This window comes from Streptomyces sp. NPDC029216 (genome assembly GCF_040648015.1).
In the GTDB taxonomy this organism is placed as follows: domain Bacteria; phylum Actinomycetota; class Actinomycetes; order Streptomycetales; family Streptomycetaceae; genus Streptomyces.
Genome location: NZ_JBEZWL010000007.1, coordinates 74,867 through 87,053, shown reverse-complemented (window position 1 = coordinate 87,053; position 12,187 = coordinate 74,867). Strand labels below are relative to the sequence as shown.

Here is a 12,187-nt window from a genome sequence, read left to right as displayed (position 1 = left end):
TTCGGTATTGCGGGCGCTACCCGGGAACGCATGGACAGGACACGACGTCACCACTAAGGGGGCGGGTATCCGTTCCGGCGGGATTGCCGGAGTCCCGTCGCGCGATGTCCGTACCTGCGGCACTACGATGGGGCCTCCACCCACACACCCACCTCGCCGACCTGACAGCAGCCGCTATCAACTGGAAGGCCAGACGCTCCTCATGGGGAACAAGGGGAACAACATGTCGTTCATCGGCCGTGACATGGCGATCGACCTCGGGACCGCCAACACGCTGGTGTACGTGAGGGGCCGGGGAATCGTCCTGAACGAGCCGTCCGTGGTCGCCATCAACACGAACACCGGTGGCATCCTGGCGGTCGGCTCCGAGGCGAAGAAGATGATCGGCCGGACGCCCGGCAACATCGTCGCCGTACGCCCCCTCAAGGACGGCGTGATCGCCGACTTCGAGATCACCGAGCGGATGCTCCGGTACTTCATCCTCAAGATCCACAAGCGTCGCTACCTGGCGCGCCCGCGCGTGGTGGTCTGCGTGCCCTCCGGTATCACCGGAGTGGAGCGCCGCGCCGTCATCGAGGCGTCCACGCAGGCCGGCGCCCGCCAGGTGCACATCATCGAGGAGCCCATGGCCGCCGCCATCGGCTCGGGCCTGCCCGTCCACGAGGCCACCGGCAACATGGTCGTGGACATCGGCGGCGGCACCACCGAGGTCGCCGTCATCTCCCTCGGCGGAATCGTCACGGCACAGTCCATCCGGGTGGCCGGCGACGAGCTGGACAACGCGATCATCCAGCACATCAAGAAGGAGTACTCGCTCCTCCTCGGCGAGCGCACCGCCGAGCAGATCAAGATCACCATCGGGTCGGCGTACGACCTCGACAAGGACGAGCACACCGAGATCCGCGGCCGCGACCTGGTCTCGGGCCTCCCCAAGACCGTGGTCATCTCCGCGGCCGAGGTGCGCAAGGCCATCGAGGAGCCCGTCAACGCCATCGTCGACGCCGTCAAGACGACCCTCGACAAGTGCCCGCCGGAGCTCTCCGGCGACATCATGGACCGCGGCATCGTGCTCACCGGCGGCGGCGCCCTGCTGCGCGGCCTCGACGAGCGGCTGCGCCGGGAGACCGGCATGCCGATCCACATCGCCGAGGACCCGCTCGACTCCGTCGCCCTCGGCTCCGGCAAGTGCGTCGAGGAGTTCGAGGCCCTCCAGCAGGTCCTGGACGCCCAGCCCCGGCGGTGATCAAATCCCCGTAACGGGGCATGTGGAACACAAGGATCCGCCGTACGGGTGCTGCCGCACCCGTGCGGCGGATCGTTGATATACAGGCACAGTCCGGTGCAGCCCCGGCTCCGCCGGAACGGTTCCGCCGCACGAGTTTCTACGAGGAAGGCACGGCCGCCGCACGTGAGGGACACACGAGAGAGCCGGCTGCTCCTGGTGCTGCTGATCGCCATCGCGTTCGCGCTGATCACGGTGGACATCAGGGCGGGAGAGGCTTCGCCGGTCGACGGCGCCCGGCGGGCCGCCGCCGCCGTCTTCGGCCCCGTCGAGAAGGGCGTCGCGACCGCCGTGGACCCGGTCGCCAACGCCATAGGGGCCGTCCGCGACTCCGACGAGCGCCACAACCGGATCACGACCCTGGAGCGCGAGAACACCGCCCTGAAGACCAGGCTCGGCAGCGACGACCGCAACCGCAGCCGCATCCACGAGCTCGACGAGATGCTCAAGCGGGCCGGCGCAGGCCAGTACGGCATCAAGGGCGCCGAGGTCATCGGGATAGGAGCGGCCCAGGGCTTCTCCTGGACCGTCACCATCGACGCGGGCAGCAAGGACGGCATCGAGCGCGACATGACCGTCCTCAACGGGGACGGACTCGTCGGCCGCGTCGCCACCGTCGGCCCCGACACCGCCACCGTCGTCCTCGCCAACGACCCCGGCTTCACCGTCGGCACCCGTCTGGAGAAGACCGGCGAACTCGGCTTCGCCACCGGCCAGGGCGACCGCGACCTCTCCGTCCAGATGCTCAACGGCCGCGCCAAGATCAACCCCGGCGACCGGCTCGTCACCTTCGGCTCCCGCGCCAACAAGCCCTTCGTCCCAGGGGTCCCGATCGGCGAGGTCGTCAAGGTCGACCCCTCGCGCGGCGACCTGACCCGCACCGTGTGGGTCCGCCCGTTCGTCGGCTTCTCCCGCCTGGACATCGTCGGAGTCGTCGTCATGCCCCCGCGCGAGGACCCCCGCGACGCCGTCCTGCCCCCCAAGCCCGAGCCGCCCAAGCCCACGCCGACGGTCACCGTCACGGTCACCCCGTCGCCCTCCGTCAGCGTCTCCGGCAAGCCGGCCGACGAGTAGGAGCTGACCGCCATGCGCTTCAACCGGATCCTGCTCGCGGGCTCGCTCGTCTCCGTCGCCCTCGTCCTCCAGGTCACCGTCCTCGGCCGGCTCCAGCTGCCCGGAGCCGTCCCCGACCTCGTCCTGCTGACCGTCGTCGCCCTCGCCCTGGTCTACGGGCACGTCAGCGGAGCCCTCATCGGCTTCGCCGCCGGCCTGCTCACCGACCTGGCCCCGCCCGCCGACCACGCCGCCGGACGGTACGCCCTCGTCCTGTGCCTCATCGGCTACCTCGTGGGACTCGTCCGCCCCGACAACGGCCGCTTCCGCTCCGCCTGGGGGCCGATGCTGACCGTCGTCGCCGCCGCGATCGTCTCCACCCTCCTCTACGCGGGCGTCGGCGCCCTCGTCGGCGACACCGCCGCCCGCCACGTCGGCCTGGTCGGGCTGCTGTTCACCGCGACCCTCTACGACCTGCTGCTCGCACCGTTCACCGTGCCGTTCATCATGGCCCTGGCCCGCCGGGCCGAGAACGACCCGATGGCCGTCGAGGCCAACGGCGGCCCCGCGCAGGGCAAGGACGTCGCCTCCGGCTGGCTGGCCGGCGGCACCGGCCTGCGCATCGGCAGTCAGCGCGGCGGCCTGCGGATGATGACCGCGCGGGGCCGCGCCAACCGGGCCGGCCGCATAAAGGGCGTCAAGGGCGTCAAGGGTGTCAAAGGCGTGAAGAGCGTCAGGAAGCTGTGACGGGGGAGCAGTAGTGACCAACATTCCGGAGACCGGACGCACCCCCCGGGTGCAGATCCGGCTCGTCATCCTCCAGGTGCTCGTCTTCTCGCTGCTGCTCACCCTCGGCGGGCGGCTGTGGTACCTCCAGATCCGCAACGGCAAGGAATACTCCGACGAGGCCAAGAACAACCACGTCCAGCAGGTCGTCCAGCCCGCCGTGCGCGGTTCCATCCTCGACGCCCGCGGGGTCCCGCTCGCCGACAACGAGACCCGCCTCGTCGTCTCCGCCAGCCGCACCGAGCTGATGAAGATAAAGGACAAGGGCAAGGGCGTCCTGACCCGGCTCGCCGGGGTGCTGGACATGAAGCCGCAGGACGTCATGGACAAGGTCCGCCTCTGCGACTCCAAGACCCCCCAGCCCTGCTGGAACGGCTCCCCGTACCAGCCGATCCCGGTCACCCTGGAAGCCACCACCCAGCAGGCCCTCCAGATCCGCGAACGCCCCGAGGACTTCCCCGGCATCACCGCCGAACCCACCGCCGTACGCCGCTACCCGGCCCCCGGCGGCGCCAACACCGGCCAGGTCCTCGGCTACCTCTCCCCGGTCACCGACGACGAGATCATCAAGGCCAAGAACACCAACTCGCCGTTCCTGCGCTCCGACCAGGTCGGCCGCTTCGGCCTGGAACGCACCTACGACAAGCAGCTGCGCGGCAAGTCCGGCGTCACCCGCTACGAGGTCGACAACCTCGGCCGCGTCATCGGCGAGGCCGAGAACGACCCCACGGTCCCCGGCGCCAACCTCGTCACCAGCATCGACGCCCGCGTCCAGGGCGTCGTCGAGTACGAGCTGAACGCCGCCATGGTCGAGGCCCGCAAGCAGATCGACCGCAACACCGGCGTCCCCTACAAGGCCGACGCCGGAGCCGTCGTCGTCCTGGAGTCCAAGACCGGCCGGGTCGTGGCCATGGCCTCCAACCCCACCTACGACCCCAACGTCTGGGTCGGCGGGATCTCCGGCAAGGACTACGCCAAGCTCACCGCCAAGGAGTCCAACGTCCCGCTGATGAACCGGGCGATCCAGGGCCAGGCCGCCCCCGGCTCCATCTTCAAGGTCATCCCGACCACCGCCGCCGTCAACGCCGGATACGCCTTCGACGGCAGCTACCCCTGCCCCAGCTCCTACTCCATCGGCGGACAGGTCTTCAAGAACTTCGAGTCCCAGGGCCACGGCAGCATCACCCTCGGCCAGGCCCTGGAGGTCTCCTGCGACACCGTCTTCTACGCCCTCGGCCACCAGCAGTGGCTCAAGGACGGCGGGCTGCACCCCGTGAAGAACCCCGCGGAGATCTTCTACAAGACCGCCCACCAGTTCGGCCTCGGCTCCGAGACCCACGTCGACCTGCCCGGCGAGGAGAAGGGCCGCGTCCCCGACCGCGCCTGGAAGCAGCGGTTCTGGGAGGCCAACAAGGACCAGTGGTGCAAGACCGGCAAGAAGGGCGGCACCTACGTCGAGCTGCTCTCCTACGAGAACTGCCTCGAAGGCAACCTCATGCGCGCCGGTGACGCCGTCAACTACTCCATCGGCCAGGGCGACACCCTCGTCACCCCGATCCAGATGGCCACCATCTACGCGGCCATCTCCAACGGCGGCACCATGTGGAACCCGACCATCGGCAAGGCCGTCATCAGCGCCGACGGCAAGAAGGTCGAGGAGATCAAGCCCCAGGCCCACGGCAAGCTGCCCATGGACGAGAAGACCCGGCAGCAGATAAGCGAAGCACTGGAGGGCGTCGCCACCCGCGGCACCGCCGCCTGGCGCTTCGGCGGCTGGCCGCAGAAGCAGATCCCCATGCACGCCAAGACCGGCACCGCCGAGGTCTACGGCAAGCAGACGACCTCCTGGTTCGCCACCTACACCGACGACTACACCATCGTCATGACGATCTCCCAGGGCGGCACCGGCTCCGGCGCCTCCGGCCCCGCCGTGCGCAACATCTACAACGCCCTCTACGGCCTCGACATGGCCGGCAAGCAGGACACGAGCAAGGCCCTGCTGCTCAAGCCCGAGGCCAACCTGCCCACCATCCAGCCGGACGGCTCCATCGACGCCCCCGAGGTCCGGCCCTACGTGCCGCCGTCCCCCGAGGACGCGCCGCCCGCGCTCGCCGGCCCCCCGGCCCCGCCCGCGCACAAGCAGGACTGAGGCCCGATGCAGACCGCCAACAAGTTCTCCGTCTCCCGGTACGCGCCCGAGCGCGGCCCCGTCGCCAGGCTGACCTCACGGGACTCGATCCTGCGCCGGCTCGACTGGCCGATACTGCTCTCCGCTCTCGCGCTGTCCTTCCTCGGCGCCCTGCTCGTGTGGTCGGCCACCCGCAACCGCACCACCCTCAACCAGGGAGACCCGTACTACTTCCTGACCCGGCACGCCATGAACACCGGCATCGGCCTCGTCCTGATGATCGGCACCATCTGGCTGGGCCACCGCACCCTGCGCGGAGCCGTGCCGATCCTCTACGGGCTCTCCCTGGTGCTCGTCCTGGCCGTCCTCACCCCGCTCGGCTCGACCATCAACGGCGCCCACGCCTGGATCGTCATCGGCGGCGGGTTCTCCCTCCAGCCCGGCGAGTTCGTCAAGATCACCATCATCCTGGGCATGGCCATGCTGCTCGCCGCCCGCGTCGACGCCGGCGACCTCGAACACCCCGACCACCGCACCGTGGTCAAGGCCCTGTGCCTGGCCGCCGCCCCCATGGGCATCGTCATGCTGATGCCCGACCTCGGCTCCGTCATGGTCATGGTCATCATCGTGCTCGGCGTCCTGCTCGCCTCCGGCGCCTCCAACCGCTGGGTCGTCGGCCTGCTCGCCTCCGGCGCCGCCGGAGCCATCCTGATCTGGCAGCTCGGCGTCCTCGACGAGTACCAGATCAACCGGTTCGCCGCCTTCGCCAACCCCGAGCTCGACCCCGCCGGCGTCGGCTACAACACCAACCAGGCACGCATCGCCATCGGCTCCGGCGGCCTCCTCGGCTCCGGACTCTTCAAGGGCTCCCAGACCACCGGCCAGTTCGTCCCCGAACAGCAGACCGACTTCGTCTTCACGGTCGCGGGCGAGGAGCTCGGCTTCGTCGGGGCCGGGCTGATCCTGGTCCTGCTGGGCGTCATCCTGTGGCGGGCCTGCGTGATCGCCCGCGAGACCCCCGAGCTGTACGGGACCGTCGTGTGCGCCGGGATCATCGCCTGGTTCGCCTTCCAGGCCTTCGAGAACATCGGGATGACCCTCGGCATCATGCCCGTCGCCGGACTCCCGCTGCCGTTCGTCTCCTACGGAGGCTCCTCCATGTTCGCCGTCTGGGTGGCGGTCGGACTGCTCCAGTCGATAAGGGTGCAACGCCCGATGTCGGCCTGATCCGGGCGGTGCGCGGGCCGCTTCGCGCCGCAGTGCGCTCAGCGGCCTGCCGCCGGCCCGGCACCGGGACTAGATTCGATGCATGGCGGACACCCAGCGCGAGGTCGAGCGGAAATTCGAGTTCACCGGGAGTCACGGGAAGCCGGCGGACGAAAAGCCGGCGCACGGGAAACGGGCCAAGCAGGCCCGCAAGCCCGGCGCCGCCCGCCGACGCGTGCCCGACCTGACCGGGACCGCCGGGATCGCCGCCGTCCGCGACCGGGGCACCGCCCGCCTCGACGCCGTCTACTACGACACCCCCGGCCAGGCACTCGCCGCCGACGGCCTCACCCTGCGCCGCCGCACCGGCGGCGAGGACGCCGGCTGGCACCTCAAACTGCCCGTCGCCCCCGGCGTCCGCGACGAGGTCCGCGCCCCCCTCTCCGACACCCTCCCGCCCGAGCTCGCCGCCCTCGTCCGCTCCCGGACCCGGCGCACCGGCCTGGAACCCCAGGTCCGGCTGTACTCCGAACGCCACACCGACGACCTCCTCGACGGCGACGGCAACCTCCTCGCACAGCTGTGCACCGACTCCGTCCGCGCCGAACGCGGCGAGGCCGCCACCGCCTGGACCGAGGTCGAGGTGGAACTCGCCGACGGAGGCGACCCCGCCCTCCTCGACGCCGTCGGCGACCGCTTCGCCGAGGCCGGCCTGCACGTCTCCGACGCCCCCTCGAAGCTCGCCCGCGCCCTCGCCGAGACCGGCGCCCCGCCCCCCGCCCGCCCCGCCCCCGGCCCCGCCGACGGGACGGCCGGCGCGCACGTCCTCGCGTACCTGCGCGAACAGCGCGACGCCCTCATCGCCCAGGACCCCGCCGTACGCCGCGACCTGCCCGACTCCGTCCACCAGATGCGCGTCGCCACCCGACGGCTGCGCAGCGCCCTCGCCACCCACCGCAAGATCCTCGACCGCACCGCCACCGACCCCGTCCGCGACGAGCTGCGCTGGCTCGGCGCCGAACTCGGCGCCGACCGCGACCGCGAAGTCCTCCTGGAACTGCTGCGCACCCGGCTCGGGGAACTCCCGCCCGACCTGCTCCTGGGCCCCGTCCGCGACCGGCTCCGCACCTGGAACGCCCTCCGCCGCAAGCGCACCCGCCGCCGCGCGGTCGCCGCCCTCGACAGCGACCGCTACCTGGCCCTCCTCGACTCCGTCGACGCCCTGCTCACCGCCCCGCCCCTGCGCCCCGCAGCCGCCCGCCCCGCCACCCGGCAGCTGCCCAAGGCCGTCCTGCGCGACTGGGACCGGCTCGCCGACCGGGTCGCCGGGGCCCTCGCCCTGGACCCGGGCGAGGAACGGAACCTGGCCCTCCACGAGGCCCGCAAGGCCGCCAAGCGCGCCCGCTACGCCGCCGAGGCGGCCGCCCCCGCCCTCGGCAAGCCCGCCCGCCGCCTGGCCAAGGCCGCCAAGTCCGTGCAGTCCCTGCTCGGCGACCACCGCGACGGGGTCGTCGCCCGCGAGGCCCTGCTCGGCCTCGGCGCCCAGGCGGCCGACGCGCAGGAGCCCTCCTTCACCTGGGGCCTGCTCTACGCCCGCGAGGAAGGCCTGTCCGCCCGCCTCGAACACCGCCTTCCGGCCATCTGGGCCAAGGCCGCCCGCCGCCGGTCACGGACCCACCTGAAGTGATCACGTGGGGAAGGGGGGTCCGGGCCTCGGGGTACGCTTGAGAGTCGCCCCCTGCCCGCTTCACGAAAGTCGCGTGATGTCCGAGTCGGTCTTCCCACAGCTCGAAGCTCTGCTCCCGCATGTGCAGAAGCCCATCCAGTACGTCGGTGGTGAGCTCAACTCCACCGTGAAGCCGTGGGAGTCGTGTGACGTCCGCTGGGCGCTCATGTACCCGGACGCGTACGAGGTGGGCCTGCCCAACCAGGGCGTCATGATCCTCTACGAGGTACTGAACGAGCGCGAGGGCGTCCTGGCCGAGCGCACCTACTCGGTGTGGCCGGACCTCGAAGCCCTGATGCGCGAGCACAAGGTGCCGCAGTTCACGGTGGACAGCCACCGCCCGGTCTCCGCCTTCGACGTGTTCGGCCTGTCCTTCTCCACGGAGCTGGGCTACACCAACATGCTCACGGCCCTGGACCTCGCGGGCATCCCCCTGGAGTCCAAGAACCGCACGGTCGACCACCCCATCGTCCTCGCGGGCGGCCACGCGGCCTTCAACCCCGAGCCGATCGCGGAGTTCATCGACGCGGCCATCATCGGCGACGGCGAGCAGGCCGTCCTCGACATGACCGAGATCATCCGCACCTGGAAGGCCGAAGGCCGTCCGGGCGGCCGCGAGGAGGTGCTGCTGCGCCTCGCGAAGACCGGCAGCGTCTACATCCCGGGCTTCTACGACGTGGAGTACCTGGAGGACGGCCGCATCGGCCGTGTCGTGCCGAACCGCTCCGGTGTGCCGTGGCGCGTCTCCAAGCACACCGTCATGGACCTCGACGAGTGGCCCTACCCCAAGCAGCCGCTGGTCCCGCTCGCCGAGACCGTCCACGAGCGGATGTCCGTCGAGATCTTCCGCGGCTGCACCCGCGGCTGCCGTTTCTGCCAGGCCGGCATGATCACGCGCCCCGTGCGGGAGCGAAGCATCACCGGCATCGGCGAAATGGTGGAGAAGGGCCTGAAGGCCACCGGCTTCGAAGAGGTCGGCCTGCTCTCCCTCTCCTCCGCGGACCACACCGAGATCGCGGACATCGCCAAGGGCCTCGCGGACCGCTACACGGACGACAAGATCGGCCTGTCGCTGCCCTCGACCCGCGTGGACGCCTTCAACGTGGACCTGGCCAACGAGCTCACCCGCAACGGGCGCCGCTCCGGCCTGACCTTCGCCCCCGAGGGCGGCTCCGAGCGCATGCGCAAGGTCATCAACAAGATGGTCTCGGAAGAGGACCTGATCCGTACGGTCGCCACCGCCTACGGCAACGGCTGGCGCCAGGTGAAGCTGTACTTCATGTGCGGCCTGCCGACGGAGACCGACGAGGACGTCCTCCAGATCGCCGACATGGCGATCAACGTCATCGCCAAGGGCCGCGAGGTCTCGGGCCAGAACGACATCCGCTGCACGGTGTCGATCGGCGGTTTCGTCCCGAAGCCGCACACCCCGTTCCAGTGGGCGCCCCAGCTCTCCGCCGAGGAGACGGACGCCCGCCTGACGAAGCTCCGCGACAAGATCCGCGGGGACAAGAAGTACGGCCGCTCCATCGGCTTCCGCTACCACGACGGCAAGCCCGGCATCGTCGAGGGCCTGCTCTCGCGCGGCGACCGCCGCATCGGCGACGTCATCCGCGCCGTCTACGAGGACGGCGGCCGCTTCGACGGCTGGCGCGAGCACTTCTCGTACGACCGCTGGATGCAGGCCGCGGAGAAGACCCTGCCCGCGTACGGCGTGGACGTGGCCTGGTACACCACCCGCGAACGCACGTACGAGGAGGTCCTGCCCTGGGACCACCTGGACTCCGGCCTGGACAAGGACTGGCTGTGGGAGGACTGGCAGGACGCCCTCGACGAGACCGAGGTCGAGGACTGCCGCTGGACCCCGTGCTTCGACTGCGGCGTCTGTCCTCAGATGGACACCCAGATCCAGATCGGCCCCACCGGCAAGAAGCTGCTGCCGCTGTCGGTCGTGAAGTGATCTGAGCGACCCGAGGTCAACACGCGTGTGCCCTTCACCGGGAACGGTGAGGGGCACACGTGCGTGAGCGCCCGAATCGTCGGGGGGCGGCGCAACGGCTCGGGCGGCTCTGGTGTCCTTAGCAGCATGGAAATCGAGAAGCCGCAGGCCGCGCAGGGCGGGGACGGGTGTCTGACGGGGTTCGTCAGGGTCCCGGTGAAGGTCGTCGCCGTCCTGGTGGTGCTGCCGGTGCGGGTGGTCTGGGACCTGTTCGCGGCCGGTGCGCGGGCGGCCGGGCGGCACGTGCTGGCGCCGCTGGGCCGGGGCCTCGGGTGGCTGCTCGTGCGGCTGTGGCGCTACGGGCTGAAACCGCTCGCGCTGGTCGTCTTCTACTGGCCCTGGGTGGGGCTGTGGCGGTACGTCGCCGCTCCCGTCGGCGGGGCGGTGTACCGGTACGTCCTGCGGCCGCTCGGCCTGGGGGCGGCCTGGGTGGTGCTGGGCTTCGGACGGTACGTGCTCGCGCCCGTGGGGGCCGGGCTCGGGTGGCTGCTGCGGGACGTGGTCGCGCCGCCGCTGGCCTGGCTGTACCGGCGGGTGCTGACGCCGCTGGGGCACGGGGTGCGGTGGCTGGTGCGCGGGGCCTGCCTGCTGGTGTTCGTCTGGCCCTGGGTGGGGCTGTGGCGGTACGCGGTCCTGCCGCTCGGGCGCGGGGCGGGCTGGGTGCTCGTGCACGTCGTGGCCCCGCCGCTCGTCCTCCTCGTACGGCAGGTGCTCGTGCCCGCCTGGCACCTCGCCGGCCGGATCACCAAGGCCCTCGGGCGCGGACTGCGCTGGCTGTGGCGCGGCTGCGTCGCCCGGCCCCTCGCCTGGGTCCACCGGCAGGTGGCCACCCCCGTCGGGCACGCCCTGCGCCAGGTGTGGCGCACCTCCCGCGCCGCGGTGCGCGAGGCGCGGGCCGAGGTGCGGCGGGTGCTGTTCGGCAGGCCCGCGGGGGAACCGGCGAGGTCACGGGCGCGTACTCTGGGTAGTACGACAGCCGCCGACGCGGCACCCGCCACCGAGATCTCCCTGCCGCACCGGCAGGGGTGAGCCGGACGGGTCGACGGAACTCAGGGCGGCGCGCGAGCCGCGACGCCCCGCACAAGGAGAAGAACCACTGGGCAAGCGACAGCCCGAAGGCCCGCCTCCCGCACCGGTGGTGCAGCGCATCCGACTGCGCTACACCAAGCGTGGCCGCCTCCGGTTCACCAGCCACCGAGACTTCCAGCGCGCCTTCGAGCGCGCCCTGCGCCGTGCCGAGGTGCCCATGGCGTACTCGGCGGGCTTCACCCCGCACCCCCGCGTCTCGTACGCGAACGCCGCTCCGACCGGCACCGGCAGCGAGGCCGAGTACCTGGAGATCGCCCTCGCCGCGCCCCGCGACCCCGAGACGCTGCGCAAGCTGCTCGACGAGTCGATGCCGCTCGGCCTCGACATCATCGACGCCGTCGAGGCCCGCACCTCCGGGCTCGCGGACCGGCTGACGGCCTCCATCTGGGAGCTGCGCCTGGAGGGCGTGGAGCTCGCCGACGCCGAGCGCGCGGTGGAGACGTACCTCGCCGCCGAGACGGTGGAGGTGCAGCGCCGCACCAAGAACGGCATGCGCACCTTCGACACCCGGGGCGCCGTCGTCAGCCTCGAAGCCCTTCCCGCCCAGGTTGATAGGCCGCTGGACAATGCCTGTGCGATACTGCGGCTGGTTGTTCGGCATTTGACACCTGCCGTGCGACCCGACGACGTCCTGTCCGGTCTCCAAGCTGTGGCCGACCTGGCGCCGCCGGTCCCCGCCGCGGTGACCAGGCTGGCGCAGGGGCTCTTCGACGAGGAGTCCGGCACGGTGACCGACCCGCTCGCGCCCGACCGCGAGGCTGTCACGGCCGCCCCACCCACGGCCGCCGTGAACGCCGACGCGAAGGCGCCGGAAGGTCCCGCCGCGTAGGGATCGTCGTCGTCGCGCCGCCCTGGCACTCGGGAGCCACCTGGGTCGGGCAGCGCACTGACCTGAAGACTTCCGCCAGGCCGTACGGA

At 71.3% G+C, this 12,187-nt stretch carries 9 protein-coding genes; all 9 read left to right on the top strand.

Going from position 1 to position 12,187, the window contains the following annotated elements:
• Window positions 1–223: 223 nt before the first annotated feature.
• Entirely contained in the window at window positions 224–1,243 is a 1,020-nt protein-coding gene (locus tag AB0F18_RS04945) for a rod shape-determining protein (RefSeq protein WP_008738981.1), read from the top strand.
• Between the two features lie 165 nt (window positions 1,244–1,408).
• Window positions 1,409–2,356 carry a rod shape-determining protein MreC gene (gene mreC / locus AB0F18_RS04940; RefSeq protein WP_362055068.1) on the top strand — a complete coding sequence of 316 codons (948 nt, stop codon included), beginning with the start codon at window positions 1,409–1,411 and terminating at the stop codon, window positions 2,354–2,356.
• Between the two features lie 12 nt (window positions 2,357–2,368).
• Entirely contained in the window at window positions 2,369–3,082 is a 714-nt protein-coding gene (mreD, locus tag AB0F18_RS04935) for a rod shape-determining protein MreD (RefSeq protein WP_362055066.1), read from the top strand.
• A gap of 13 nt (window positions 3,083–3,095) precedes the next feature.
• Complete coding sequence (gene mrdA, locus AB0F18_RS04930) at window positions 3,096–5,270, top strand: penicillin-binding protein 2 (protein ID WP_362055064.1); 2,175 nt, start codon at window positions 3,096–3,098, stop codon at window positions 5,268–5,270.
• A 6-nt stretch (window positions 5,271–5,276) separates the two neighbouring features.
• Entirely contained in the window at window positions 5,277–6,476 is a 1,200-nt protein-coding gene (gene rodA / locus AB0F18_RS04925) for a rod shape-determining protein RodA (RefSeq protein WP_362055062.1), read from the top strand.
• A gap of 82 nt (window positions 6,477–6,558) precedes the next feature.
• Window positions 6,559–8,142 carry a CYTH and CHAD domain-containing protein gene (locus tag AB0F18_RS04920; RefSeq protein WP_362055060.1) on the top strand — a complete coding sequence of 528 codons (1,584 nt, stop codon included), beginning with the start codon at window positions 6,559–6,561 and terminating at the stop codon, window positions 8,140–8,142.
• Between the two features lie 76 nt (window positions 8,143–8,218).
• Window positions 8,219–10,141 carry a TIGR03960 family B12-binding radical SAM protein gene (locus AB0F18_RS04915; RefSeq protein ID WP_362055058.1) on the top strand — a complete coding sequence of 641 codons (1,923 nt, stop codon included), beginning with the start codon at window positions 8,219–8,221 and terminating at the stop codon, window positions 10,139–10,141.
• 126 nt (window positions 10,142–10,267) lie between these two features.
• Window positions 10,268–11,209, top strand: a complete 942-nt coding sequence (locus tag AB0F18_RS04910; protein ID WP_362055056.1) for a hypothetical protein — start codon at window positions 10,268–10,270, stop codon at window positions 11,207–11,209.
• 109 nt (window positions 11,210–11,318) lie between these two features.
• Window positions 11,319–12,098 (top strand): TIGR03936 family radical SAM-associated protein, encoded by a 780-nt coding sequence (locus AB0F18_RS04905; RefSeq protein ID WP_362055054.1) that lies wholly within the window; start codon window positions 11,319–11,321, stop codon window positions 12,096–12,098.
• Window positions 12,099–12,187: the final 89 nt, after the last annotated feature.

What these genes read in the sequence shown, in the direction of transcription:
- AB0F18_RS04945 (WP_008738981.1), top strand. Translation starts at nt 224, where the DNA reads ATGTCGTTCATCGGCCGTGACATGGCGATCGACCTCGGGACCGCCAAC.
- mreD (WP_362055066.1), top strand. Translation starts at nt 2,369, where the DNA reads ATGCGCTTCAACCGGATCCTGCTCGCGGGCTCGCTCGTCTCCGTCGCC.
- AB0F18_RS04915 (WP_362055058.1), top strand. Translation starts at nt 8,219, where the DNA reads ATGTCCGAGTCGGTCTTCCCACAGCTCGAAGCTCTGCTCCCGCATGTG.
- AB0F18_RS04920 (WP_362055060.1), top strand. Translation starts at nt 6,559, where the DNA reads ATGGCGGACACCCAGCGCGAGGTCGAGCGGAAATTCGAGTTCACCGGG.
- rodA (WP_362055062.1), top strand. Translation starts at nt 5,277, where the DNA reads ATGCAGACCGCCAACAAGTTCTCCGTCTCCCGGTACGCGCCCGAGCGC.
- AB0F18_RS04910 (WP_362055056.1), top strand. Translation starts at nt 10,268, where the DNA reads ATGGAAATCGAGAAGCCGCAGGCCGCGCAGGGCGGGGACGGGTGTCTG.